Origin of the sequence: Brachybacterium sp. AOP24-D1-21 (assembly GCF_052378665.1) — a bacterium.
Taxonomy (GTDB): domain Bacteria; phylum Actinomycetota; class Actinomycetes; order Actinomycetales; family Dermabacteraceae; genus Brachybacterium.
The window spans coordinates 1-26,003 of record NZ_JBQSXX010000002.1; the positions used below are offsets into that span (position 1 = coordinate 1).

Genomic DNA, 26,003 nt, shown 5'->3' on the forward strand with positions numbered 1-26,003 from the left:
GAAGCGGGTGCCCTCGGCGCGCATCTGCTGAAGGCGTCGGTCCACGAAGCGCTTCTCGAGCTTGAACTCGGGGATGCCGTAGCGCATGAGGCCGCCGAGGCGGTCGTCGCGCTCGAGCACCACCACGGAGTGACCGGCCCGGGTGAGCTGCTGAGCGGCGGCCAGGCCCGCAGGGCCCGAGCCGACGACGGCGACCGAGCGGCCGGTCTGGCGGGTGGGCTCGACCGGATCGAGCCAGCCCTCCTCGAAGGCCCGCTCGACGATCGAGAGCTCGATGTTCTTGATCGTCACCGGTGGCTGGTTGATGCCCAGCACGCAGCTGGACTCGCACGGCGCCGGGCAGGCGCGGCCGGTGAACTCCGGGAAGTTGTTGGTGGCGTGCAGGCGCTCGCTCGCCTCCCGCCAATCCTCCCGGTAGACCAGGTCGTTCCACTCGGGGATCAGGTTGCCCAGCGGGCAGCCCTGGTGGCAGAAGGGGATGCCGCAGTTCATGCAGCGCCCGGCCTGGCGGGAGACGACGTCGAGGGTGCCCTTCTCACGAGCCTCGTACACCTCGCGCCAGTCCATCAGTCGCAACGGCACGGGCCGGCGGGCCGGCAGCTCACGGTCTCGGTAGCGCAGGAATCCGCGGGGATCAGCCATGGGTGGCCTCCAGTATCTCGTTCCAGACATCGTTCGCATCGGGGTCGTTGCCCCGGGCCACCGCATCCTCACGGAGCGCGGTGATGGTGAGGAAGGCGCGCGGCGCGATCTCGGTGAGCCGACCGAACAGCTCCTCCTCGTCCGCGAGCAGCGCGGCCGCCCGGTCGGAGCCGGTGCGCGCGGCGTGATCACGCACCGCCTCAAGCACGAACTCGCGGTGCTCGTCCTTGACGGCGCTGAGCTCGAAGCCGGCGGCGTCGGCCGGATTCAGGCGGCTGGGATCCAGATCCAGCACGAACAGCGTGCCGCCGCTCATCCCGGCGCCGAGGTTGCGTCCCGTCGGGCCCAGCACCAGCACCGCACCGCCGGTCATGTACTCCGCGCCGTGGTCGCCGATGCCCTCGACCACGAGGGTGGCTCCGGAGTTGCGCACCCCGAACCGTTCCCCTGCCGCGCCGGCCAGCAGCAGACGGCCGCTGGTCGCTCCGTAGGCGCAGGTGTTCCCCGCGATCGGTGCGGAGGTCAGCGACGGCGAGGTCCCGGCACCGTGGCCCACAGCGATGATCCCGCCCGAGAGGCCCTTGCCGACGTAGTCGTTGGCGTCCCCGGTCAGATGCATGCTGATGCCTCGCGGCAGGAAGGCGCCGAAGGACTGCCCGCCGGTGCCGTCGAGATCGAGCACGATCGAGTCGTCGGGGAGCCCGTCGCCGCCGGTGCGGCGCGTGACCTCATGACCGAGCAGGGTGCCGGCGCTGCGCTGCACGTTGCGGAGCGTGTCGCGGAGGCAGATCGAGCGCTCGATCCCCTCGATCACGGCGTCGGCCTGCGCGATCCAGGAATGGTCGGGAGCACGGTCCAGGTGATGGTCCTGGCCACGTCGACGACGGGGGAAGTCCCCCTCGTGGATGGTCGGCGCGGCGAGGATCGCCGCGAGGTCCAGTCCCTCCCGCTTGGCGGCGCCGAGCGCGGTGCCGGCATGCCCACCCTCGGCCAGGGCAAGCAGGTCGCTGCGACCGATCGCCTCGTCGAGGGAGCGCAGTCCCAGGGCCGCCAGGTGCTCGCGCACCTGCTCGGCGATGAAGCGGAAGAAGGTCACCACATGCTCCGCCTTCCCAGTGAAGCGTGCGCGCAGCTCCGGGTTCTGGGTGGCGACGCCCACGGGGCAGGTGTCCAGGTGGCAGACGCGCATCATGACGCAGCCGGAGACGACCAGCGGGGCCGAGGCGAAGCCGTACTCCTCTGCGCCCAGCAATGCGGCGATCACGACGTCACGGCCGGTCTTCAGCTGGCCGTCGACCTGCACCGTGATCCGGTCCCGCAGGCCGTTCAGCAGCAGAGTCTGCTGCGTCTCGGCGAGGCCCAGCTCCCACGGGGTGCCCGCGTGCTTGAGCGAGTTCAGCGGACTCGCGCCGGTGCCGCCGTCATGGCCGGAGATCAGCACGACATCCGCATGCGCCTTGGAGACGCCCGACGCGACCGTGCCCACGCCGAAGCGGGAGACCAGCTTGACGTGAACGCGCGCAGCCGGGTTCGCGGACTTCGCGTCGTGGATCAGCTGGGCCAGGTCCTCGATCGAGTAGATGTCGTGGTGCGGCGGCGGGGAGATCAGCCCGATGCCGGGCGTGGAGTGCCGGGTGCGGGCGATCCACGGGTACACCTTCTCCGGCGGCAGCTGCCCGCCCTCACCGGGCTTGGCGCCCTGGGCGATCTTGATCTGGATGTCCTTGGCGAAGGTGAGGTACTCGCTGGTGACGCCGAAGCGGCCCGAAGCGATCTGCTTGATCGCGCTGCGGCGCTCCGGGTCGCGCAGGCGCTCGGGGTCCTCGCCGCCCTCGCCGCTGTTGGACATGCCGCCGAGCTGATTCATCGCGATCGCGAGCGTCTCGTGAGCCTCCTGGGAGATCGAGCCGTAGCTCATCGCGCCGGTCATGAAGCGACGGGTGATCGCGTCGACCCCCTCCACCTCCGTCAGCGGCACCGGCTCCAGGGCCCCGGTGCGCAGGCGCAGCAGGCCGCGGATGGTCATCAACCGCTCGTGCTGGTCGTCGACCTCGTCGGTGTAGCGGCGGAACTCCTCGTACTGACGGGTGCGCGTGGAGTGCTGGAGACGGAAGACCGCCTCGGGGGTGAACAGGTGCGGCTCGCCCTCGCGACGCCACTGGTACTCGCCGCCCACGGGGAGGCTGCGGTGCGCGGGGCGCTGGCCGTCCACCGGGTAGGCGAGTGCGTGGCGGGCCGCGTTCTCCTGAGCGATCACGTCGAGCGTGATGCCGCCGATCCGGCTGATGGTGCCGGAGAACCACTCCTCCACAAGGTCGTGGGCGAGACCGACAGCCTCGAAGATCTGCGCGCCGCGGTACGAGGCGACCGTCGCGATGCCCATCTTGGACATGATCTTCAGGACGCCCTTGCCGAGGGCCTTGTTGAGGTTCGCGACCGCCTTCTCGGGGGTCACGTCGCTGATCACGCCGCGCTCGACGAGCTCCTCGACGCTCTCCATCGCGAGATAGGGGTTGATCGCGCTCGCGCCGTAGCCGATCAGCAGCGCGGCATGGTGGACCTCGCGCACATCGCCCGCCTCGACCAGCAGCGCCGCAGAGGTGCGCCGCCCGGTGCGCACCAGGTGGTGCTGGACCGCGCTGGTGAGCAGGAGGGACGGGATCGGGGCGAGGACCTGGTTCGCATCGCGGTCCGAGAGCACCAGGAAGGTGGCGCCCTCGTCGATCGCGCGGCCCGCCTCCTCACAGATCTCGTGCAGGCGCAGCTCGAGCGCCGCGGTGCCGCCTCCCACGGGGTACAGGCCGCGCAGGCGCACGGTGTGGAAGTCGGCGGTGTCCGGGTTCGCGTCGATCGCGATGATCTTCGCGAGCTCGTCGTTGTCGAGGATCGGGAAGTCGAGGGACAGCTGGCGGGCATGCTGCGGGGTCGCGTCCAGCAGGTTGCGTGAGCGACCGAGCGTCACGCCCAGAGAGGTCACGATCTCCTCGCGCAGGGAGTCCAGGGGCGGGTTCGTCACCTGCGCGAACATCTGGGTGAAGTAGTCGAACAGGAGACGCGGACGCTCCGAGAGCACGGCGATGGGGGTGTCCGTGCCCATCGCACCGAGCGGCTCGGCGCCCATAGACGCCATCGGCGCGAGCAGGATGCGCAGCTCCTCCTCGGTGTAGCCGAAGGTCTGCTGGCGGCGCACCACGGAAGCGCGGGAGTGGGTGATGTGCTCGCGCTCGGGAAGCTCGGAGAGGGAGACCTTCTGCTCGCGCACCCAGGTGCGGTACGGGTGCTCGGTGGCGACCTCGCGGGTGATCTCCTCGCTGGGCACGATCTCGCCGCGCTCGAGATCGAGCAGGAAGATCTCCCCCGGCGCGACGCGGCCGGTGCGCACCACGCCGCTGCGCGGCAGGTCCACCAGACCCGTCTCCGAGCCGAGCACCACCAGGTCGTCCTCCATCACCCAGTAGCGCAGGGGACGCAGCCCGTTGCGGTCCAGACGCGCGCCCACCCGGGTGCCGTCGGTGAAGACGGCCGCGGCCGGGCCGTCCCATGGCTCCTGGAGCGCGGCATGGAACTCGTAGAAGGCTCGCAGGTCCGGGTCCATCGACTCGTCGTTCTCCCACGGCTCGGGGATGAGCATCATGAGGGAGTGCACGAGGGAGCGGCCGCTGAGGTGGAGCAGCTCGAGCGCCTCGTCGAGGCTCGCCGAGTCCGAGGCTCCAGGGGTGTTCACCGGCAGCAGGCGGGCGAAGTCCTCGCCGAAGGCACCGGTGACCATCGACCCCTCGGCCGCACGGAGCCGGTTGCGGTTGCCGATCACGGTGTTGATCTCGCCGTTGTGCGCGAGGGTGCGGAACGGCTGGGCGAGCGGCCAGGCCGGGAAGGTGTTCGTGGAGAACCTCGAGTGCACGACGGCGATCCGGGTGGCCAGGCGGGGATCGCGCAGGTCCGGGTAGAACTCGTCGAGCTGGAAGGGCGTGAGCATGCCCTTGTAGACCATCACTCGCGTGGAGAGGGAGGGGAAGTACCCGGCGGTGGCGTGCTCGACCCGGCGCCGCACCGCGAAGGCGGCCCGCTCGAGGTCCAGCCCGTTGCGCGCCTCGGCCGCATCGGCGAGGAAGACCTGGACCATGTCCGGCCGCACGGCCTCCGCCGAGGGGCCGACGAGCCCGTCGGTGGTGGGGACCTCGCGGATGCCCAGGAGCTGCAGCCCCTCCTCCGCGGAGATCCGCTCGACGGCGCCGAGGACCTCGGCCCGGCCCGCGGCGTCGCGCGGCACGAAGGCGGTGCCCGCGGCGTAGGAGCCCGCGGGCGGCAGGTCGAGCCCGCTGACCTCGCGCAGGAAGGCGTCCGGCAGCTGGAGGATGATGCCGGTGCCGTCGCCGGTGTTCTCCTCGGCGCCGACTGCGCCGCGGTGGTCGAGGTTGCGCAGCGCCGTGAGGGCGTGCTCGACGATGTGGTGTCCGGGCTCGCGGAGGGTGGCGATCATCGCCACGCCGCACGAGTCGACCTCGGAGTCGGGGTGGTAGAGGCCCTGCGGGCCGGGGAAGGACGAGAAACGGGAGGTGAGCGGGAGCATGACGCAGAGAGCCCTTCGGAGTGGGCGGCCAGTGACGGGTTCGTCGGATTCGACGAGCACCCGGTGCCGGGGCTCGCCACCCGTCCTGGCGATCTGCGTCGCTCGGGGGTGCGGTGCCTACGGTCCGGGTGAGGGATCCGTGGCTGGGGACGGAGGCGTGCCGGACTTCTCCGTCTCGTCCTCGTCAGGGCCGTTGCCCGCCGTCTGCGCGGGCAGCTCGAAGGAACCGTCCGCGGCGACGACCTCTCCCCCACGCTGCTGCTTGCGATGGGTGAGCAGGAGGAACATGGCGACGCCCACCAGCGCCATCACGATCGCGACCACGGTGTGGATGCGCAGCGGGCCGATCATCAGCACCGGCTCGGAGCGGATCGCGTCGATCCAGGCGCGACCGGTGGAGTAGATCGCGACGTAGGCCCAGAAGATCCTGCCGCCGGCCCACTGGTAGCGGCGGCTGAGCAGCAGCAGCACGGCCAGGCCGGCGAGGAGCCACAGCTGCTCATACAGGAAGGTGGGGTGGTAGGTGCCGGGCACGCAGCCGCCGATGGTCTGTCCGTTGGTCACGCAGGTGACGTCCCAGGCCCACCAGGCGTTCAGCGGCGGGCCGTAGAGCTCCTGGTTGAACCAGTTCCCGGTGCGTCCCAGCGCCTGGGCGATCATCAGGGTGGGGGCGACGGTGTCGGCCAGGGCGGTGAAGGAGACGCCCTTCACCTTCGCCATGATCCACACTGCCAGCGCACCACCGGCGACTCCGCCGTAGATGGCGAGTCCGCCCTGCCAGATGTAGAGCACCGCGAGCGGGTCGCCGTCGGGTCCGAAGAAGGGCGCCGGCGAGGTGAGCACGTGCCAGATGCGGGAGCCGATGATGCCGGCGATCACCGCGACGAAGATGATGTCGAACAGCGTGTCGCCGTCTCCGCCGCGCTTCTCCCAGCGCTTGGTCGCCCACCACATCGCCACCGCGATCCCGGAGAGGATGCACAGGGCGTAGAAGTGGATCGTCAGCGGGCCGAGGGAGAGCGCAGAGATCGGAGAGCTGGGGATCATCGCGGCATCTCCTGTTCTCGGCTCATCGGGCTATCGGGGCTTCAGGTCATTCGCTGGCGGTCACGCGCGGGCGCGTTCGACGCCGGCGCGGAGGTCATCGGCCACGGCCGCGAGCGCGGTGCGGGCTGCGGCGTCGTCGTCCTGGTTCTCGAGCAGGGCACGGACGAACGCGGACCCGACGATAACTCCATCAGCGTACGCGCCGACCTGGGAGGCCTGTTCACCGTTCGAGACGCCGAGTCCCACGCAGACGTTCTTCGCGCCGGCCGCGCGAGTGCGCTCGACCAGGCCCTCCGTCGCTGCGGAGACGCTCGCGCGGGTTCCGGTCACGCCCATGGTGCTCGCTGCGTACACGAAGCCCCGGGTGTGCGAGACCACATGCTCGAGCCGATCACGGGGCGAGCTGGGCGCGACCAGGAACACCCGGTCCACGCCGTGCTTCTCGCTCGCGGCGATCCAGTCCGCGCCTTCATCGGGGATCAGATCCGGGGTGATCACGCCGGCGCCGCCGGCTGCGGCGAGATCGCGGGCGAAGGCGTCGGGCCCGTAGGCGAGGATCGGGTTCCAGTAGCTCATCACGAGGATCGCGGCGCCGCGGCCGGAGAGCGCCTCGACGGCCTGGAGCACGTGGCGGGTGCGGGTCCCGCCCTCGAGTGCGGCGGCGGCGGCCTCCTGGATGACCGCTCCGTCCATGACCGGATCGGAATAGGGCAGTCCCAGCTCGATCATGTCGGCGCCGTGGTCGATGAGGATCCGCGCGGCCTCGATCGAGCGCTCCAGATCCGGGAAGCCGACGGGGAGGTAGGCGATCAGCGCGGCCCGGTTCTCGGCGCGGGCGCGGTCCAGGACCTCGTCTGCGCGCAGGCGGTGGTTCTCAGCGGTGGTCATCGGGACTCCTCTGCCGGGTCGGTGGTCTCACGGGCCGCAGCGCGCAGCGCGGACAGATCGGCGCGGGCGGGCTCGTCCCCGACCAGGCCGAACCAGCGCGAGGCGGTGTCCACGTCCTTGTCCCCGCGGCCGGAGAGGCTCACCAGGATGACGGCGTCCTCGCCGAGCTCACGGCCCAGCACCAGCGCACCGGCCAGGGCGTGGGCGGACTCGATCGCGGGCATGATGCCCTCGGTCATGGACAGCAGGGCGAAGGCCTCCATGGCGGGGCCGTCGTCGATCGCGCGGTACTCGGCGCGGCCGATGTCCGCCAGCCAGGCGTGCTCGGGGCCGACGCTGGGATAGTCCAGGCCAGCGGAGACCGAGTGGGAGGGGATCGTCTGGCCGTCCTCGTCCTGCATCACGAAGCTGCGGGCTCCGTGGAGCACGCCGGGGGTGCCGCCGGTGATGGTCGCGGAGTGGCGACCGGTGGAGATCCCGTCGCCGCCGGCCTCGCAGCCGATCAGGCGCACCAGCGGGTCGGTGTCGTCGAGGAAGGCGTGGAAGATCCCCATCGCGTTGGAGCCGCCGCCCACGCAGGCGACCACCGCGTCGGGCAGGCGGCCCACCCGCTCGAGGGTCTGCGCCCGGGCCTCCTCGCCGATGATGCGGTGGAAGTCGCGCACCATGGCCGGGAAAGGGTGCGGGCCGGCGACGGTGCCCAGCAGGTAGTGGGTGGTCTCGACGTTCGCGACCCAGTCGCGGAATGCCTCGTTGATCGCGTCCTTGAGGGTGCGTGAACCCTGCTCGACAGCGATCACCTCCGCACCCAGCAGGCGCATCCGTGCGACGTTGAGCGCCTGGCGCTCGGTGTCCTCGCCGCCCATGTAGATGGTGCAGTCGAGGCCGAACAGCGCTGCTGCGGTGGCCGTTGCGACCCCGTGCTGGCCGGCACCGGTCTCGGCGATCACCCGCGTCTTGCCCATGCGCTTGGTCAGCAGCGCCTGCCCGAGGACGTTGTTGATCTTGTGGCTGCCGGTGTGGTTGAGGTCCTCGCGCTTGAGCAGGATGCGGGCACCGCCGGCGAGCTGGGAGAAGCGCGGCGCCTCGGAGAGCAGGGAGGGCCGCCCGGTGTATTCGGCGGCGAGGTGCTGCAGCTCGGCGATGAACTCGGGGTCGATGATCGCCTTCTCGTACATCTCGGTGAGCTCATCGAGGGCGGGCACCAGCGCCTCGGGCAGGAAGCGGCCACCGAAATCACCGAAGTAGGGACCCGCCTCGGAGCGCAGCTCGGAGAGCGGGCGCGTGAGGTCGGTGACGACTCGTTCGGAGAGGGAACGTTCGTGGTCGGGGCTGCTCATGCCTGAGCTCCTTCCGTGAGGGGGCGGCCGCGACGGGCCACCTGGCGGTACGACGTCACTGCAGCGGCCGGGTCTCCCGAGGTGACGAGCGCTTCGCCGACCAGCACCGCGTCGGCGCCGGCGGCGGCGTAGGCCTCGACGTCCGCCACCGAGAGGACGGCGGACTCACCGATCGCGAGCGGCCCCGCCGGGATGCGGCGCAGCAGGTCCGCGGCCCGCCCGAGGTCGACGCTGAGGTCCTTGAGGTTGCGGGCGTTGACTCCGATGATGTCCGCTCCGAGCGCGAGTGCACGGTCCAGCTCCTGGTCGGTGTGGACCTCCACCAGCGCCTGCATGCCGAGCTCCATGATGAGCTCGTACAGCTCGCGCAGCTGGGCGTCGTCGAGGGCGGCCACGATCAGCAGCACCAGGTCGGCACCGTGGGCACGGGCCTCGAACACCTGGTACGGCTCGACCACGAAGTCTTTGCGCAGCACGGGCACCTCGACCCGGGCACGGACCGCATCGAGATCGGCGAGGGTTCCGCGGAAGCGGCGCTGTTCGGTGAGCACACTGATCGCGGAGGCGCCTGCGCGGGCATAGACGGCGGCGAGCTCGGCCGGCTCCGGGATCTCGGCGAGAGCTCCCTTGGAGGGGCTGGCACGCTTGACCTCGGCGATCAGGCCCATAGTGGTGCCATCACCGCGCAGGCTCGCCCGGGCATCCAGAGCCGGACCGGCAGCCCTGGCCAGGCGCTGGATCTCGACATCGGGCACGGCGGCGCGACGCGGCGCGAGGTCCTCGCGCACGCCGTCGATGATCTCATCGAGGACGGTTCCGGTGGTGGTCACGCATGCCTCCTGCAGCAGGTCGGAGCGGTACGGCACGCTGTGCCGCGGGTTCCGCAAGGGTGGCCGGCGGGCGGGGTCAGCCGCCGACGAAGGAGATCGGGGCGAGGAACCAGAAAGCTGGCAGGTTCCTCAGCACCGCGAACAGGACTGCGATGCCGACCAGACCCAGCAGCACCGGCTTCGAGGGCATCAGGTCGGTGCGCAGTCCTCGGGCACGACGCACCGCCCAGGTCAGGAGCCCGGCCGCGACCAGAGGGATCGCAATGGTCACCAGCGCATTGCTCCGCAACGCGAGCAACAGATCACCGGCGAGCAGGGAGTGCACGGCACGGATCGCTCCGCAGCCGGGGCACTCCAGCCCCGTGAGGTGATTCAGGATGCACAGCGGGATGTGGGTGCGGAACGGGTCGAAGACCAGCTGCACCCCGGCCGCGACGGCCACGCCGCCGATGCCGATCGCGAGCGGCAGGAGAGCCCGACGAGGGCTGCGGGCGGGAGCGTGGAGCACGGCGCCGCCGTGCCCACTCCTCGCCGCGTCGATCACCTGGCGTCGGCCTCGGCGGGCACATTGCCCCGTGCGTTGGTGCCGCCATCGGCGGGCACATGTCCCCGCGCGTTCGCGCCGCCATCGGCGGTGACCTCGGCGGAGAGCTGGCTGTAGCCGCGGGGCTGGCCGAGCCCGGCCAGGGAGAGCACAACACCGACCACGATGGCCAGCACGATGATGCCGGCGCCGATCCAGATCAGAATCGTCATGTCCGACAGGATCATGCCGGCCGCGATGGGGATCGAACCGAGGACGATGCCGAGGTTCATGGTCCAGCCCGCAACGGTCTTGCCCTCGTTGTGATGAGGGGGCGGCGGCACAGCGTAGGTCTTCGGCATGATCCTTCTCCAGTCAGGGTCCCGGTCGGGGCCATTGTGCCACGTCATCCGCCGTCCGAGGCGCCCGGTCCGCGGCGTGGCGCGAGGCCCCGTCGCATCCGGTGAGGAGGATCACCCGGCAGTGCCGGGCCGCCCCTGAACGGGAGGTTCGGGACGGTCCTCGCCCTCGCCCTCACCGCGAGCGGTGTCCTCGCTGTCCACCTCACCGCTGCTGAGGCTCGGGTCCTCACCGCGGGTGAGCGCGTCCCACGCTGCGGCAGGGTCCTCGGCGGGATCACCGCGACGCACAGGCGCCGCCAGTGCCGCGCTGCGATAACGGCTGCCGGTCGGCCAGGACCGGCCGACCACGAGTACGAGCACGCCGATCACGGCGACGGCGAGAGCCGGGATCAGGGTCAGCAGCGGCCAGGAGGTCGCCTCTGCCTGCACCGCGGCTCCCAGCACCCCGGTCGCGGAAGCCACTGCGGAGCCCGCGGCGTCCTGCGGGGCCTGCGCCGCAGAGAAGGCGGCGAAGGCCGCTCCCACGCCGGTCACGATCAGCACCGGTCCGGTGAGGAACCGCAGCCAGGCCGACGAGAGCGAGGTGGCGAGGGAGGCCGCGATCGCCGCCAGGGAGAGCGCGAGCACTGCCGGAGCCGCCTCCGACCCCAGCACCTCGACCTGCTGGGCGGTGCCGGTCAGATCGGGTGCGGTGGCGTGGATCCAGGTGGTGCGGGTCGCCCCGGCCAGCAGCGCGGAGGCTGCGGTCGCGGCGAGCACGGTGGCGCGGCGACCGAGGCGGGCAGGGTGCCGGGCCGGGGGCTGCTCGCTCATGCCGGGCGGAGGGTCTCGGCCGAGGCCGCGGCCCGCAGCGCGGCGGCGGCCTTGGACTGGGTCTCGCGGTGCTCCATGGTCGCGTCGGAATCTGCGACCACTCCCCCACCGGCCTGGACGTGAGCGGTGCCGTCCTTGATCACCGCGGTCCGGATCGCGATCGCCATGTCCATGTCACCGGCGAAGTCGATGTAACCGACGGTGCCTCCGTAGACGCCGCGTCGCACGGGCTCCAGGCGGTCGATGATCCGCATCGCCGAGGGCTTCGGCGCACCGGAGAGGGTCCCGGCCGGGAAGGTCGCGCGCAGCGCGTCATAGGCCAGTGCACCCTCGCGCAGATGGCCGGTGACGGTGGAGACGATGTGCTGGATGTGGGAGAAGCGCTGGATGTGCATGAAGTCGCGCACCACCACGGTGCCCGGGGCGCAGAACTTCTGCAGATCATTGCGGGCGAGGTCGACCAGCATCAGGTGCTCGGAGCGTTCCTTCGGGTCGGCGAGCAGTTCGCTGCCCAGGCGCTCGTCCTCCTCCGGCGTCGCGCCGCGCGGACGCGAGCCCGCGATCGGGTGGGTGGTGGCGGTGGTCCCGCGCACCGTCACCAAGGATTCGGGGCTGGCTCCGACCACGTCGATCGGCTCGCCCTCGGCGTCGACGGTCCGCAGCAGGTACATGTACGGGCTGGGGTTCATCCGCCGCAGCACGCGGTACACGTCCAGCGGGTCGGCGGAGACCGGCAGCGAGAACCGCTGCGAGGGCACCACCTGGAAGATCTCGCCGTCGATGATGTCCTGGACGGCCTCGTGGACGGCCCGCTCGTACTCGAGCTGGGAGGTGCGGGCCTTGGGCTCGAGCTCGCGCAACGCGTCATAGACGATCGGCCCGGTGCTCACCGGGGTGCGCAGCCGTTCGCGCATCCTCTCGAGCCTCGCGAGCGCGTCGTCGTAGGCGGCGTCGACCCCGTCGGCCGTGGCGTTGAGGTTCAGGGCGTTGGCGACCAGCACCACGGTCGAGTCATGGGCGTCATGGACCACCACGTCCTGGGCGAGCAACATCGAGAGGTCCGGCAACCCGATCTCGTCCGGTGGGGAGGCGTCCAGCTTCTCCCAGTGCCGCACGGCGTCGTAGGCGATGAAGCCGACCAGCCCACCCGAGAATGGCGGCAGATGCGGCTGCCGGGCGGCGTGGAAGGCGCTGGTGACCGCACGCAGCGCCTCCACCGGGCTGCCCGCGGTGGGGACCCCGGCCGGGACGTCGCCGCGCCAGTGCGCCTCGCCGTCGCGCTCGGTGAGGACGGCGCGCGCCCTGGTGCCGATGATCGAGTACCGCGATGCCTCTCCCTCGCCTGCCGATTCGAGCAGGAAAGTGCCACGGGTGTCGCCATCGGCGGTGAGCCGACGGTAGAGCGAGACCGGGGTGTCCTCATCGGCCAGCAGGCGGACGCTGAGCGGCACTACCCGCTGCCGGGCGGCGAGCTCACGGAAGGTCGCCCGGTCCGGGGTGATCACGCCGAGCGCGTCCCCCTCCCGGCCGCCGACCTGCTCCGGATAGGCAGCCGCGCGGACGGGCTCGGCGGGCTCGGCAGTACCGTCGGTGCCCGGGCCGGTCAGGGGAAGGTCAGTCATGCCTGCGCTCCGTGGGGTCGAGGACGACGGCATCGAGATCGCCGCCGTCGAAGCAGGTGTCGGTCCCGCGATGGCAGGCCGCGCCGACCTGGTCCACCCGGATCAGCAGGGTATCGGCGTCGCAGTCCAGCGCGACGGAGCGGACCCACTGGACGTGACCGCTGGTGTCGCCCTTGCGCCAGTACTCCCCGCGGGAACGGGACCAGTAGGTGACGCGGCCGGTGCTGAGGGTGCGGTGCAGCGCCTCGTCATCCATCCAGCCCACCATCAGCACCCGCTGGTCGGTGGCGTCCTGCACCACAGCGGTCAGCAGGCCGTCGACGTCCCGCTTGAGGCGGGAGGCGAGGGCGGGGTCGAGACCCGAGACGGGCAGGGAACCGTCAGCGGAGGCGCGATCAAGGGTGCTCACAGTGCGCGCTCCAGCTCCTCGGCACGGTCGGCACGTTCCCAGGTGAACTCCGGCAGCTCACGGCCGAAGTGGCCGTGCACCGAGGTCAGCGAGTAGATCGGACGCAGCAGGTCCAGAGCGTCGATCAGGGCGGCGGGGCGCAGATCGAAGACCTTCCGCACCGCAGCGGCGATCTGGTGCGAGGGAGCGTGGCCGGTGCCGAAGGTCTCGACGTACAGACCCACCGGCTCGGCGACCCCGATCGCGTAGGCGACCTGCACCTCGCAGCGGTCCGCGAGACCGGCGGCGACGATGTTCTTCGCGATCCAGCGCATGGCGTAGGCGCCGGAGCGGTCGACCTTCGAGGGGTCCTTGCCGGAGAACGCGCCCCCGCCGTGACGGGCCATCCCGCCGTAGGTGTCCACGATGATCTTTCGACCGGTCAGTCCCGCATCGCCCTTGGGCCCGCCGAGCACGAAGCGGCCGGAGGGGTTGATGTGGGTGGTGACATCCGTGGTGTCCAGGCCCAGCGCTTCGAGGTCCTCGAGCACCGGGGCGATGACAACCTTGGAGATCGCCGGTGCCAGCTGGGTGAGCAGGTCGACCTCCTCGCTGTGCTGGGTGGAGACCACGATCGCCTCGACACTGCGGGCCACGCCGTCCTCGTCGTAGCCGATCGAGACCTGGGTCTTCCCGTCGGGGCGGAGGTAGGGCAGCACCCCGTCGCGGCGAGCGGTCGAGAGGTTGCGGGTCAGGCGGTGCGCGGCGTGGATCGGCAGCGGCATCAGCTCCGGGGTGTCCCGGCAGGCGTAGCCGAACATCAGTCCCTGGTCTCCGGCGCCGAGCCGCGCGAAGGCCTCTGCCGTGGAATCACCGCGAGCTTCGAGCGAGTTGTCGACACCCTGGGCGATGTCCGGGGACTGCGCGCCGATCGAGACCTGCACACCGCAGGAATCGGCGTCGAAGCCCTTCTCGGAGGAGTCGTAGCCGATCTCCCGGATCACATTGCGCACGATCGTCGAGACGTCGCTGTATCCGGAGGTGCGGACCTCCCCGGCGACGTGGACGAGCCCGGTGGTGACCAGCGTCTCCACCGCGACGCGCGCATCGCGGTCCTGGGCCAGCAGATCGTCGAGGATCGCGTCGGAGATCTGGTCGCAGATCTTGTCTGGGTGCCCTTCGGTGACCGATTCGGACGTGAAGGTGCGCAGCTTGCTGGAGGTCATGAGGATCAGGGTACTTCCGGGAGGGCGGTGACGAGTTCGTCGAGCACCGCGTGGGCGACGGCGGTCTTGCTGCCCTCGGCACAGGCAACTTCCTGACCGTCGCGGTCGAGAATGCGCACGGAGTTGTCGGGCGCGCCGAACACTCCGGTGCTGATGTCGTTGAAGACCAGCAGGTCCGCGCCCTTGCGTCGCGCTTTGGCGCGCGCCAGGTCGAGAGCCGTGGAGCCGTCGCCGCCAGTCTCGGCCGCGAAGCCGACGATCGCGGGCCGCTGGGAGTCTGCGCGGTCGAGCACACTGTGACGCAGGATGTCCTCGGTGCGGCGCAGGGCGATGGCCGGCACGGACTCGTCATCGCCGTCGTCCTTCTTGATCTTCGCGTCCGCGCGCGCGGCAGCGGTGAAATCGGCCACTGCTGCGGCCATCACCAGCGCATCCACCTCACCTCGATGCGCCGCGACGACGCTCGCGAGCTCGGCGGCGCTGCCCACATCGAAACGTTCGGCACCGGGCGGGGTGTCGAGGTCGACGTTGGCGGCGACCAGGCGCACCCGGGCGCCGCGGACGAGGGCCGCATGCGCGAGGGCCCAGCCCTGCTTGCCCGAGGAGTGGTTAGCGAGGAAGCGCACCGGGTCGAGATCCTCGCGGGTGCCGCCGGCGGTGATCAGCAGCTCGCGGCCGCTGAGGTCCCTTCGCACGGCTCCGTGCTGGTCGCGCGGGGCCGTGATCGCCGCTCTCGCGGCCTCGAGGATCGCCGCCGGCTCCGGGAGCCGGCCGGGCCCGGAATCCGGGCCGGTGAGGCGGCCGACGGCGGGCTCGATCACGGTGACGCCGCGTGCGCGCAGCACTGCCACGTTCTCGCGGGTCGAGGGGTGCTCCCACATCTCGGTGTGCATCGCGGGCGCGACCACCACGGGCGCACGCGTCACCAGCAATGAGGCGGTCAGCAGGTCATCGGCACGACCCATCCGCATCCGTGCGAGCAGATCTGCGGTGGCAGGGGCGATCACCACCAGGTCGGCCTCCTGGCCGAAGCGCACGTGCGCGACCTCGTCGACGTCCTCGAAGACCGAGGTGAGCACCGGATGGTGGCTGAGCGCCTCCCAGGTCGCCGCCCCGACGAATTCGAGGGAGGCGGGAGTGGGGAGGACGCGGACGTCCGCCCCTTCACCGACAAGACCGCGCACCAGGTGCGCGGTCTTGTATGCGGCGATGCCGCCGCCGACTCCGATCAGGACGCGGGCCCCGGCGAGGGGGCGCGACAGGATGCTCATCGGTTCAACCCGGCGATGGCCGAGTCAGAGCGTGAAGCCGGAGGGCGGGACCTCAGGAGCGTCGTCGCCGAGCATCAGCGGGGCCGGAGCATTCGGATCCGGCTCGTTCTGCGCGGCGTACTCCTCCTCGTCGATCTCGCGGACGGTCAGCAGGCCCTCATCGATCTCACGCAGTGCGATCGAGAGCGACTTCTCCTGGTTGTCGACATCCACCAGCGGACCGACGAACTCGAGCAGCCCTTCGGAGAGCTGCGAGTAGTACGCGTTGATCTGGCGAGCGCGCTGGGAGGCGTAGAGCACCAGGGCGTACTTGGAATCGACAGTCTCGAGGAGACGGTCGATCGGGGGGTTCGTGATGCCTTCGGGCTGAGCGACTGTTCCGGCCACGGATGTCCCTTCATGAGTTTCGGCGTGCGACGCTTCAGGATACGCCCTTGTGAGCTCGGGGGCGAGGGCGAGAGCGTGCGGGGTCAGGTGAGGTCGCGCACGCCGAGCAGCCCGGCGAGCTCATCGGCGGCGCGGTCCACGGTGTCGTTGACGATGGTGACGTCGAACTCGCCCTCTGCGGCGAGCTCGATCTTCGCCGTCTGCAGGCGGCGCTCGCGCTCCTCGGAGTCCTCGGTGCCACGCCCGACGAGTCGGTCCACCAGGGTGTCCCAGTCCGGCGGGGCCAGGAACACGAAGCGTGCCTCGGGCATCGACTCGCGGATCTGGCGGGCGCCGGCAAGATCGATCTCGAGCAGGACCGGGCGCCCTTCGGACACCTTCTGCTCGACAGGGCCCCGCGGGGTGCCGTACTTGTTGCGACCGTGCACCACGGCCCACTCGAGCATCTGCCCCTGTTCGATCAGCGAGGAGAAGTCCTCCTCGCTCACGAAGCGGTAGTGCACGCCGTCGACCTCACCGGGGCGCGGGGCGCGGGTGGTGGCGGAGACGGACAACCAGATCTGCGGGTATCGCGCGCGGATCGCTGCGGAGACGGTGCCCTTGCCGACGGCCGTGGGCCCGGCGAGCACAGTCACCGGGGCCGACGCCTTCACGGCGCCGGCCCCGGTGGTGGAGTGGTCGATCACTCGGAGAAGTGTGCGACGAGCTTCTCAGCCTGATGGGAGCCGAGGCCGCGGATCTTGCGGGATGGGGAGATGCCGATCTCCTCCATGATCTGCTGGGCCTTGACCTTGCCGACACCCGGGAGGGCCTCCAGCAGGGCGGAGACGCGCAGACGACCGACGACCTCGTTGGTCTCGGCCTCCTTGAGGACCTTCTTGATCTCCTCGCCGCGGTGTCCGGCGCTGTCCTTGAGCCGGGCCTTGATGGCGGCGCGCTCGCGACGAGCCTCGGCTGCCTTCTTCAGGGCGTCGGCCCGCTGCTCAGGGGTGAGGGGAGGGAGAGCCACAGTTCTTACCTCTTGTTCTCTTGCTGGTGACGGGGAGATCCGGGAGGACCTCGATGTGGGAAGAGCGTAACCCCATATTCGTGGTCGAGCGCACTTTTGACAGGCTTCGTCGCTGGTCCGGTGCAGATCGGTCACTCCCGAGGGGGTCCGAGCGGGGGTCGTGACCCCCACCCGGACGGTTCCTCAGGAGGCGTCGGCAGGACCGGCGTACTCGAAGCGCAGCTGTTCGGCCCGTCGGCTCAGGGCGTCCGGGTCAGGGCCTGCCGCCAAGAGTCCTCGCGAGAGTGAGACCAGGACGTGACCTGCACTTTCGCCGAATACCTCACCCATCTGGGCGGGACCGGCGCCCTGTGCCCCGAAGCCCGGTGCGAGCAGCGGGACCGAGGGTGCGACGCGATCCAGGCCGAGCCGGCGATAGCTGTCGCCGACGGTCGCGCCCACGACCAGGCCGATGCTCGACCACTCCCCCGGCGCCGCAGCTCCGAGCGCCTCGGCGTGTCGCGCGATCTCCTGCGCCACCGGCGTGTCTGCAGAGGTGAGGGCGTGCTGGACCTGGGGACCATCCGGGTTCGAGGTCAGCGCCAGCACGAAGAGGCCCTTGCCGTGCTGGGTCGCGAGCTGCGCCGCCGGGTCGAGGGACCCGGTGCCCAGGAAGGGGCTGACGGTGATCGAGTCGGCCTCGAGCGGGGCACCCGGGAGCAGGTGGGCGTCCGCATAGGCGGCCATGGTCGAGCCGATGTCTCCGCGCTTGACGTCCAGGATGCTGAGCACCCCGGCTTCTCGCGCGGCCTGCAGCAGCTCCTCGAGCACTGCGACCCCGGCGGAGCCATGGCGCTCGAAGAAGGCGGACTGGGGCTTGATCGCGGCGACCCTGCCGGTCACCGCGGTCAGCACGATCCGGGAGAACTCCCGCAGGCCCTCCGGTGTGTCCGGCAGCCCCCACGCCTCCAGCAGCGAGGCGTGGGGGTCGATGCCGGCGACCAGCCGGCCGTGCTCCGCGACGGACTGCTGCAGCCGGGAGCCGAAGCTCCTCCCCTGCAGCGTCATGCGCCGACCTGGGCGGCACGCACCGCGTTCAGCCGTGCGGTGTGGTCCTGCAGGCTCGTCACCTCGAAGGGCTCGACCGGTCGTGCCTCGATCGCCTGCACCGCGGCCTGGAACTCCTGGAGGGTGGTGATCATCGGCACGTCCATGCTGGTCGCGGCGGCGCGGATGGCGTAGCCGTCCACCCGGGCGTTGGAGCCGGAAGGTGTGTTCATCACCAGGTCCACCGTGCCGTCTTCGATGAGCTCGATGACGCTCGCCTCGTCGCCGGCCTCGGAGGCCTTGCGCAGCACCCGGCAGGGGATGCCGTAGCGGCGCAGCACCCTTCCGGTGCCCGCGGTGGTGAGGATCTCGAATCCGAGCGCCGCCAGGCGCGCCACCGGGAGTGCGAGCGACCGCTTGTCCCGGTCCGCGACAGAGACGAAGGCGGTGCCGGAGGTGGGCAGGCCCTGACCGGAGATCGCGAGCTGAGACTTCGCGAAGGCGAGGGGGAAGGTCGAGTCCAGCCCCATCACCTCACCGGTGGATCGCATCTCCGGCCCGAGCACGGAGTCCACCGCCTTGCCTTCACGGGTGCGGAAGCGCTTGAACGGGAGCACCGCCTCCTTCACCGCGATGGGAGAGTCGTCGGGCAGGTCCATGCCGTCGCCCTCGAGCGGGAGCACTCCCCCGAGGCGCAGGTCCGCGATCGAGGTGCCGGCCATCAGCAGCGCCGCGGCCTGCGCGAGCGGCACCCCGGTGGCCTTCGCGACGAAGGGCACCGTGCGGGAGGCGCGCGGGTTGGCCTCGAGCACATAGAGCACCCCGTGGGAGAGGGCGAACTGGATGTTGAGCAGTCCGCGCACGCCCACGCCCTCGGCGATCGCGAGCGTGGAGGTGCGGATGCGGTCCATGACCGCATCGCTGAGGGTGATCGGCGGGAGGGTGCAGGCCGAGTCGCCGGAGTGGATGCCGGCCTCCTCGATGTGCTCCATCACGCCGCCGATGTAGAGGTCGGTGCCGTCGTAGAGGGCGTCGACGTCGATCTCGATCGCGGTGTCCAGGAAGCTGTCGATGAGGATCGGGGCCTCGGCCCGGCCGCCGTCGGGCAGGTTGCGGGCCACGTAGTCCACGAGCCCCGCCTCGTCGAACACGATCTCCATGCCGCGCCCGCCGAGCACGTAGCTCGGGCGCACCAGCACCGGATAGCCGACCTTCGCGGCGACCTCGGTCGCATCGCTGAGCCCCCAGGCGGTCCCATAGGGCGGAGCCGGCAGATTCGCCTCGGCGAGCACCGCTCCGAAGTGACCGCGGTCCTCGGCGTTGTCGATGGCCGACGGGCTGGTGCCGATAATGGGCAGTCCCTCGGCCTCGAGGCGGCGGGCGAGCGAGAGCGGGGTCTGGCCGCCGAGCTGCACGATGACCCCGGCGACGGGGCCGGCAGCCTTCTCCGCCTCGTACACCTCGACGACGTCCTCGAAGGTGAGCGGCTCGAAGTAGAGGCGGTCGGCGATGTCGTAGTCGGTCGAGACCGTCTCGGGGTTGCAGTTGATCATGACCGTCTCGTAGCCGCCGCCGGGCAGCTCCGGGTTGCCCAGCGCCATCGCAGCGTGCACGCAGGAGTAGTCGAACTCGATGCCCTGACCGATGCGGTTGGGGCCCGAGCCGAGGATCAGCACCGCGGGACGTTCGCGCGGTTCGACCTCAGTCTCCTGGTCATAGGTGGAGTAGTGGTACGGGGTGGCGGAGGCGAACTCCGCGGCGCAGGTGTCGACCGTCTTGTAGACGGGGTTGATGCCCAGCGCCTCACGGACGCCCTTGACCACGTCACCGCTGCGCCCGGTGAGCGCACCGATCTGATCGTCCGAGAGCCCGTGGCGCTTCGCCAGGGACAGCAGCTGCGCGTCCAGCACCTCCGCGCCGCGGATCTCCGCGGCGATCTCTGCGACCAGCTGCATCTGATCGAGGAACCAGCGATCGATCGCGGTGGCCTCCACCAGCCGGTCGAGCGTCTCGGCCGGATCGAGGATCCCCTCGGCCGCGGACCACAGGATCCGAGCGATGTCGACCAGCCGCTCCGCCGTGGGGGTGCGCGAGGCCTCCAGCAGCTCGGTGACCTCCGCGGGTGACGGCGGGGTCCCCAGGTACGAGAGGGAAGCGCCCTTGACGTCGATCGAGCGCTGCGCCTTGCCGAGCGCCTCGGTGAAGTTGCGGCCCATGGCCATCGCCTCGCCGACGCTCTTCATGGTCGTGGTCAGCGTCGGATCCGCCGCCGGGAACTTCTCGAAGGCGAAGCGGGGCACCTTGACGACCACGTAGTCCAGCGCGGGTTCGAAGCTCGCCGGGGTGGTGCCGGTGATGTCGTTGCGGATCTCGTCGAGCGTGTAGCCGATCGCGACGCGGGCTGCGATCTTCGCGATCGGGAAGCCGGTGGCCTTCGAGGCCAGTGCCGAGGAGCGCGAGACGCGCGGGTTCATCTCGATGACCACCACGCGGCCGGTCTCGGGATGGGTCGCGAACTGGACGTTGCAGCCGCCGGTGTCGACCCCCACCTCGCGGATGATCGCGATGCCGAGGTCCCGCAGGATCTGCATCTCGACGTCGGTGAGGGTGAGGGCGGGGGCGACGGTCACCGAGTCGCCGGTGTGCACGCCGACCGGGTCGACGTTCTCGATCGAGCAGATCACGACGCAGTTGTCGGCGCTGTCGCGCATCAGCTCGAGCTCGAACTCCTTCCAGCCCAGGATCGACTCCTCGAGCAGCACCTCGGAGGTCGGCGAGTAGTGCAGGCCGTCCCCGCCGATGCGGCGGAGGTCCTTCTCGTCATAGGCCATGCCGGAGCCGAGCCCGCCCATGGTGAAGCTGGGGCGCACCACCATCGGGTAGCCGAGCTCCTCGGCGCCGGCCAGCAGATCCTCCACGGAGTGGCAGATCTTCGAGCGGGCGGATTCGCCACCGACTCGCTCGACGACCTCCTTGAACAGCTGGCGGTCCTCCGCCTTGTTGATCGCGTCGAGGCTCGCGCCGATCATCTCGACCCCGAACTCCTCCAGGGTCCCGTTCTCCGCGAGTGCGATGGCGGCGTTGAGCGCGGTCTGGCCACCGAGGGTGGGCAGCAGCGCGTCGGGCCGCTCCTTCTCGATGATCGTCCGGATGATCTCCGGGTCGATCGGCTCGATGTAGGTGGCGTCGGCGATCTCCGGGTCGGTCATGATCGTGGCCGGGTTGGAGTTGACGAGGATGACCCGCAGGCCCTCCTCGCGCAGCACCCGGCAGGCCTGGGTGCCGGAGTAGTCGAACTCCGCGGCCTGGCCGATCACGATCGGGCCGGAGCCGATGACCAGGACGGACGAGATATCGGTGCGACGGGGCATCAGGACTCCTTGGATGCAGAGCCGGCGCGGTGCGCGACGGCGAGCTCTGCCAGACGATCGAAGAGGGGCGAGGCGTCGTGCGGGCCGCCGGCCGCCTCGGGGTGGTACTGGACCGAGAACGCGGGCCGGTCGAGGCAGCGAAGGCCCTCGACCACCTGGTCGTTGAGGCCGACATGGGAGACCACCACGCGTCCGTAGCGGCCGCCGTCGTGGGGGGCGATGTGCTCACCCTCGATCGGGAGGTCGACGGCGAAGCCGTGGTTGTGGGCGGTGATCGCCACCTCGCCGGTCTCGCGGTCCTGCACGGGCTGGTTGATGCCGCGGTGGCCGAACTTCAGCTTGTAGGTGTCGAAGCCGAGGGCCCTGCCGAGCAGCTGGTTGCCGAAGCAGATGCCGAAGAAGGGCAGGCCGGCGTCGAGGACGCCGCGCAGCAGCTCGATCGGTGCGGTCGCCGCCGCGGGGTCCCCCGGGCCGTTGGAGAAGAACACGGCATCCGGGGCCAGCGCCACCAGGTCCTCAAGCGAGGTCGAGGCGGGCAGGAGGTGCACCCGCAGCCCGCGCAGGAGCATGCTGCGCGGGGCGGCGCTCTTGATGCCGAGGTCGAGGGCGGCGACGGTCGCGACCACCTCGCCCTCGGGCTCGAGGGTCACGGGCTGGGCGATGGTCACCTCCTCGATGAAGCTCGCGCCGGTCATCGCGGGCTGGTCACGGACCTGGGAGAGCAGCTCCTGCTCGGAGCTCGCCAGGGCGTCCCCGGAGAAGATCCCGCCGCGCAGGGAGCCATGCTCGCGCAGCCGGCGGGTGAGCATACGGGTGTCGATGTCGCTGATGCCCACGATGTCGCTGCTGATCAGCAGCTCATCCAGGGTCTGCTCGGCGCGATAGGAGGAGGCGATGCGGCTGGCGTCGCGCACGGCGTAGCCGCGCACCCACACCTTCCGTGACTCCATGTCCTGGGCGTTGGCCCCGGTGTTCCCGATATGAGGGGCGGTCTGCACGACGATCTGTCCGGCGTAGGAGGGGTCCGAGAGGGTCTCCTGGTAGCCGGTCATACCGGTGGTGAAGACGACCTCGCCGAGGCGGGAGCCTCGCGCTCCGTAGGCGGAGCCTCGCAGGATGGTGCCGTCCTCGAGGATCAGCAGCGCCTTCTCCGTGCGCAGGCGGTGGCTGGGGGCCCTGGTGGGGGCGAGGGATTCTGGGGACGCGGGGGAGGTCATGCGTTCTCCTTCCGGGAGAGCAGGAGGTCGTGGTCGGAACGTCGCGCGAGGCGGAGTCCGGTGTCGAGGAGCTGGTCGCCGAGGCGCCAGCGGATGATCAGGAGGCCGTCGCCACCGATGAACTTCCCGGCCATGCCGGGGCCCGAGGTGAGCTCGGTGACGACCGTGCCGGGGATGGTGAAGCTGCTGGTGCCCTCACGCTTCAGTCGCCAGGAGCCCTGGTCGCCGAGGGTGACCATGGCGTTGGCCCGCTGCCCGAGACCATGGGCGACGATCCGCTCGAGCGGCTGCTCGGCGAGCACGGTGTCGACGTAGACGGCAGCGACCGGACCGTGGGCCACGGCCTCCCCGAGCTGTTCGAGGGTGGCGTCCTCCGGGACGGGAAGATGCTGCTGGGACCGTCCGCGTCGGTGCCAGCCCCAGGCCATCGCGGCCAGGATCAGCACGAACAGCGCCGCGAGCAGCAGGACGGGGATGAGCTGGTCGCTCATCGTTCGACCACCTCGCCGTCGCGCACGGTCGGGCGGCCGGCGAGCACGGTGAGCCGGTTCAGGCCGGGCAGCTCGAGGCCGGCGAAGGGCGAGTTGCGGCTCAGCGAGGCGTGCTGGGCCGGGTCCGCGACGCGCACCGGCCGCGGATCCCAGACCAGGACGTGGGCCGGGGCGCCGGGCTTAAGGGCCTGTCCCTGTTCCTCGTCGCGTCCGATCTGCGCCGGCTTCTCGGACATCACCCGGGCCACATCCCGCCAGCTGAGGCGACCTTCGTCGACCATCGTCAGCTGGACCAGCGCGAGTGCCGTCTCCAGGCCGGTCATCCCCATCGCCGCCTGATCCCACTCGCGGTCCTTGGCGTCGCGCGGGTGCGGGGCGTGATCGGTGGCGACGATGTCGATCGTGCCGTCGGCCAGGCCCTCGCGCACTGCCTCTACGTCCTCGGCGGTGCGCAGCGGCGGGTTGACCTTGAACACCGCGTCGAACTGCCGCACGTTCTCGTCGGTCAGCAGCAGGTGGTGCGGGGTGACCTCGGCGGTCACCTCGATGCCGCGCTGCTTGGCCCAGCGGATGATGTCGACGCTGCCGGCGGTGGACAGGTGGCAGACATGCAGCCGAGAGCCGACGTGCTGCGCCAGCAGCACGTCGCGCGCGATGATCGATTCCTCGGCGACAGCGGGCCAACCGGCCAGCCCCAGCTCGGCGGAGACGGCTCCCTCGTGCATCTGGGCGCCCTCGGTGAGGCGGGGGTCCTGGGCGTGCTGGGCGATGACGCCGTCGAACGACTTCACGTACTCCAGGGCGCGGCGCATCAGCACGGGATCGTGCACGCATTTGCCGTCGTCGCTGAACACCCGGACCTTCGCGCGGGAGTTCGCCATCGCGTCGAGCTCTGCGAGCCGCTCGCCCGCCAGACCCACGGTCACCGCTCCGACCGGGCGCACGGAGCACCAGCCGGCGCTGTCGCCGCGCCGGGCGACCTGCTCCACGACGCCGGCGGTGTCGGCGACCGGGGTGGTGTTGGCCATGGCGTGCACGGCGGTGAAGCCGCCGCGGGCTGCGGCGCGGGTGCCGGATTCGACGGTCTCGGCCTCCTCACCGCCGGGCTCGCGCAGGTGCGTGTGGAGGTCGACCAGCCCGGGCAGCACAATGCAGCCGTCGGCGTCGATGACCTCGGTGCCCTCGGGTGCCTCGAGGTCGGCGCCGATCGCCTCGATGCTTCCGGCGACCAGGAGCACGTCCTGGACGTCCTCGCCGTACGGGCGGCCGCCCCGGATCAGGAGCGGGGCGGGCAGGCCCTTGCCTCCGGCGTCGATGGTGCTGGGGTTCTCAGTGGTCACGGGGAGCCTCCCGGGCGTCGGTGGCGAGCAGGTGGAAGAGGACGGCCATCCGGACGAAGACGCCGGAGGCGACCTGTTCGACGATGACGCTGCGCGGGGAATCCGCCACCGCCCCGGCGATCTCGAGCCCCCGGTTCATCGGTCCGGGGTGCAGCACGATGGTGTGGTCGGGCAGGGCCGCTGCCCGGGCGGTGGACAGTCCGTAGCGGCGGGAGTACTCCCCCACCGTCGGGAAGAAGCCGCCGCCGACCATGCGCTCGCTCTGCACCCGCAGCATCATCACGGCATCCGGCCCGGTCGCGAGCGCCTGGTCGAGGTCGTAGCTGATCTCGCAGGGCCAGGCGGAGGCGCCGACCGGCACCAGGGCGGGCGGGGCGACCAGCGTCACCCGCGCGCCGAGCAGGGTCAGCAGCAGCACGTTGGACCGCGCCACGCGCGAGTGGATGATGTCGCCGACGATGACCACGTGCGTCCCGGCGAGGTCCGCGGTGGGATCCCCCGGCCGCAGGTGCCTGCGCATCGTGAAGGCATCGAGCATCGCCTGGGTGGGATGCTCGTGCGCGCCGTCTCCGGCGTTGATGATCGGCTGCTCGATCCAGCCGGCGTGGGCGAGCAGGTGCGCGGCGCCGGAGGAACCGGAGCGCACCACCACCGCATCGGCGCCCATGGCCTGCAGGGTCAGCGCGGTGTCCTTCAGCGACTCGCCCTTGGAGATGCTGGATCCCTTGGCCGAGAAGTTGATGACATCCGCCGAGAGCCGCTTGGCGGCGGCCTCGAAGCTGATCCGGGTGCGGGTCGAGTCCTCGAAGAAGAGGTTCACCACGGTCGTGCCCACCAGGGTGGGCAGCTTGCGGATCGAACGGGACTGGGTCTGTGCCATGTGCTCTGCGGTGGCGAGCACTGCGAGCGCCTCATCCCGGGAGAGATCGGCGATGGAGATGAAGTGCTTCATGCCTGCACCTCCTCGGACCGGGCGCCGACCGGGCGCACGATGTCGACGGCATCGACCCCGTCGGTCTCGGCGAGCTGGACGTGCACCCGTTCGTTGCGCGCGGTGGGGAGGTTCTTGCCGACGTGATCCGCACGGATCGGCAGCTCCCGATGACCGCGGTCGACCAGCACCGCGAGTCGTACCGCGGCGGGCCGCCCGATCGCCCCGAGGGCGTCGAGGGCCGCGCGGATCGTGCGCCCGGAGTACAGGACGTCATCGACCAGGACCACGATGCGCCCGTCGATGCCGGAGCGCGGGATCCGGGTCGGGCTCGGAGCACGCGTGGGATTGTTCCGCAGGTCGTCGCGGTACATGGTGATGTCCAGCGCGCCGTACAGCTCGGTGAGGTCCTCGCCGTCGGGGCGGCCCTCTGCGCGCGCTATCTGCTCCGCGAGGCGCCGGGCCAGCGGCACTCCCCGATGGGGAATGCCGAGCAGGACCAGGTCATCGGCGCCGTGACCGCTCTCGAGGATCTCGTGGGCGATGCGCGTGAGCGCCCGCCGGATCTCTTCGGGGCCGAGCACGCGCGAGCTGTCCGCGGCGGGCACCGGATCGTTCGTCGCAGGCCGGCGGCCCGCGTGGGGATCGTCATTCATCGTTCGTCTCCCTTCGACGCCTCTCAGGACGTGTCGTTAAAGGGTCTGTCGCT

General features: G+C 70.8%; 23 protein-coding genes. All 23 read right to left on the reverse strand.

What is annotated here, in order from left to right:
• Nucleotides 1-642 (reverse strand): FAD-dependent oxidoreductase (locus tag ACT3UF_RS14730; protein ID WP_444608417.1); only part of this gene is annotated, 642 nt, incomplete at its 3' end.
• Nucleotides 635-5,212, reverse strand: a complete 4,578-nt coding sequence (gltB, locus tag ACT3UF_RS14735; protein ID WP_441444072.1) for a glutamate synthase large subunit — start codon at nt 5,210-5,212, stop codon at nt 635-637. The genes gltB and ACT3UF_RS14730, both read right to left, overlap by 8 nt.
• A gap of 117 nt (nt 5,213-5,329) precedes the next feature.
• Nucleotides 5,330-6,259, reverse strand: coding sequence for a prolipoprotein diacylglyceryl transferase (gene lgt / locus ACT3UF_RS14740; protein ID WP_441444073.1), 930 nt, complete (start codon nt 6,257-6,259; stop codon nt 5,330-5,332).
• Between the two features lie 60 nt (nt 6,260-6,319).
• Nucleotides 6,320-7,147 carry a tryptophan synthase subunit alpha gene (gene trpA, locus ACT3UF_RS14745; protein ID WP_441444074.1) on the reverse strand — a complete coding sequence of 276 codons (828 nt, stop codon included), beginning with the start codon at nt 7,145-7,147 and terminating at the stop codon, nt 6,320-6,322.
• Nucleotides 7,144-8,487, reverse strand: a complete 1,344-nt coding sequence (trpB, locus tag ACT3UF_RS14750; protein WP_441444075.1) for a tryptophan synthase subunit beta — start codon at nt 8,485-8,487, stop codon at nt 7,144-7,146. Before trpB ends, trpA begins: the two co-directional genes overlap by 4 nt.
• On the reverse strand, nt 8,484-9,317 hold the full coding sequence (gene trpC, locus ACT3UF_RS14755) for an indole-3-glycerol phosphate synthase TrpC (RefSeq protein ID WP_441444076.1): 834 nt from the start codon (nt 9,315-9,317) through the stop codon (nt 8,484-8,486). The genes trpB and trpC overlap by 4 nt, the downstream gene beginning before the upstream one ends.
• A 76-nt stretch (nt 9,318-9,393) precedes the next feature.
• Complete coding sequence (locus tag ACT3UF_RS14760) at nt 9,394-9,825, reverse strand: DUF2752 domain-containing protein (RefSeq protein WP_441444077.1); 432 nt, start codon at nt 9,823-9,825, stop codon at nt 9,394-9,396.
• 32 nt (nt 9,826-9,857) lie between these two features.
• Entirely contained in the window at nt 9,858-10,202 is a 345-nt protein-coding gene (locus ACT3UF_RS14765; protein ID WP_441444078.1) for an HGxxPAAW family protein, read from the reverse strand.
• 111 nt (nt 10,203-10,313) lie between these two features.
• Nucleotides 10,314-11,015, reverse strand: a complete 702-nt coding sequence (locus ACT3UF_RS14770; protein ID WP_441444079.1) for a Trp biosynthesis-associated membrane protein — start codon at nt 11,013-11,015, stop codon at nt 10,314-10,316.
• Entirely contained in the window at nt 11,012-12,637 is a 1,626-nt protein-coding gene (locus ACT3UF_RS14775; protein ID WP_441444080.1) for an anthranilate synthase component I, read from the reverse strand. Before ACT3UF_RS14775 ends, ACT3UF_RS14770 begins: the two co-directional genes overlap by 4 nt.
• On the reverse strand, nt 12,630-13,046 hold the full coding sequence (gene hisI, locus ACT3UF_RS14780) for a phosphoribosyl-AMP cyclohydrolase (protein WP_441444081.1): 417 nt from the start codon (nt 13,044-13,046) through the stop codon (nt 12,630-12,632). The genes ACT3UF_RS14775 and hisI overlap by 8 nt, the downstream gene beginning before the upstream one ends.
• Entirely contained in the window at nt 13,043-14,251 is a 1,209-nt protein-coding gene (gene metK, locus ACT3UF_RS14785) for a methionine adenosyltransferase (RefSeq protein ID WP_441444082.1), read from the reverse strand. The genes hisI and metK overlap by 4 nt, the downstream gene beginning before the upstream one ends.
• A 5-nt stretch (nt 14,252-14,256) precedes the next feature.
• Complete coding sequence (gene coaBC, locus ACT3UF_RS14790) at nt 14,257-15,522, reverse strand: bifunctional phosphopantothenoylcysteine decarboxylase/phosphopantothenate--cysteine ligase CoaBC (RefSeq protein WP_441444083.1); 1,266 nt, start codon at nt 15,520-15,522, stop codon at nt 14,257-14,259.
• A gap of 24 nt (nt 15,523-15,546) precedes the next feature.
• Nucleotides 15,547-15,909, reverse strand: a complete 363-nt coding sequence (rpoZ, locus tag ACT3UF_RS14795) for a DNA-directed RNA polymerase subunit omega (protein WP_299303474.1) — start codon at nt 15,907-15,909, stop codon at nt 15,547-15,549.
• A gap of 83 nt (nt 15,910-15,992) precedes the next feature.
• Nucleotides 15,993-16,592 carry a guanylate kinase gene (gene gmk, locus ACT3UF_RS14800; protein WP_441444117.1) on the reverse strand — a complete coding sequence of 200 codons (600 nt, stop codon included), beginning with the start codon at nt 16,590-16,592 and terminating at the stop codon, nt 15,993-15,995.
• Nucleotides 16,592-16,918 carry an integration host factor, actinobacterial type gene (mihF, locus tag ACT3UF_RS14805; protein WP_345080401.1) on the reverse strand — a complete coding sequence of 109 codons (327 nt, stop codon included), beginning with the start codon at nt 16,916-16,918 and terminating at the stop codon, nt 16,592-16,594. Before mihF ends, gmk begins: the two co-directional genes overlap by 1 nt.
• A 183-nt stretch (nt 16,919-17,101) precedes the next feature.
• Nucleotides 17,102-17,965, reverse strand: a complete 864-nt coding sequence (pyrF, locus tag ACT3UF_RS14810; RefSeq protein WP_441444084.1) for an orotidine-5'-phosphate decarboxylase — start codon at nt 17,963-17,965, stop codon at nt 17,102-17,104.
• The gene (gene carB / locus ACT3UF_RS14815; RefSeq protein ID WP_441444085.1) at nt 17,962-21,315 is read right to left on the reverse strand and encodes a carbamoyl-phosphate synthase large subunit; all 3,354 of its coding nucleotides are present in this window, start codon (nt 21,313-21,315) and stop codon (nt 17,962-17,964) included. Before carB ends, pyrF begins: the two co-directional genes overlap by 4 nt.
• Nucleotides 21,315-22,532, reverse strand: coding sequence for a glutamine-hydrolyzing carbamoyl-phosphate synthase small subunit (gene carA, locus ACT3UF_RS14820; RefSeq protein WP_441444086.1), 1,218 nt, complete (start codon nt 22,530-22,532; stop codon nt 21,315-21,317). The genes carB and carA overlap by 1 nt, the downstream gene beginning before the upstream one ends.
• The gene (locus ACT3UF_RS14825) at nt 22,529-23,023 is read right to left on the reverse strand and encodes a PH-like domain-containing protein (RefSeq protein WP_444608418.1); all 495 of its coding nucleotides are present in this window, start codon (nt 23,021-23,023) and stop codon (nt 22,529-22,531) included. Before ACT3UF_RS14825 ends, carA begins: the two co-directional genes overlap by 4 nt.
• Entirely contained in the window at nt 23,020-24,363 is a 1,344-nt protein-coding gene (locus ACT3UF_RS14830; RefSeq protein ID WP_441444088.1) for a dihydroorotase, read from the reverse strand. Before ACT3UF_RS14830 ends, ACT3UF_RS14825 begins: the two co-directional genes overlap by 4 nt.
• Entirely contained in the window at nt 24,353-25,315 is a 963-nt protein-coding gene (locus ACT3UF_RS14835; RefSeq protein WP_441444089.1) for an aspartate carbamoyltransferase catalytic subunit, read from the reverse strand. The genes ACT3UF_RS14830 and ACT3UF_RS14835 overlap by 11 nt, the downstream gene beginning before the upstream one ends.
• Nucleotides 25,312-25,950, reverse strand: coding sequence for a bifunctional pyr operon transcriptional regulator/uracil phosphoribosyltransferase PyrR (gene pyrR, locus ACT3UF_RS14840; protein WP_441444090.1), 639 nt, complete (start codon nt 25,948-25,950; stop codon nt 25,312-25,314). The genes ACT3UF_RS14835 and pyrR overlap by 4 nt, the downstream gene beginning before the upstream one ends.
• Between the last annotated feature and the right edge of the window lie 53 nt (nt 25,951-26,003).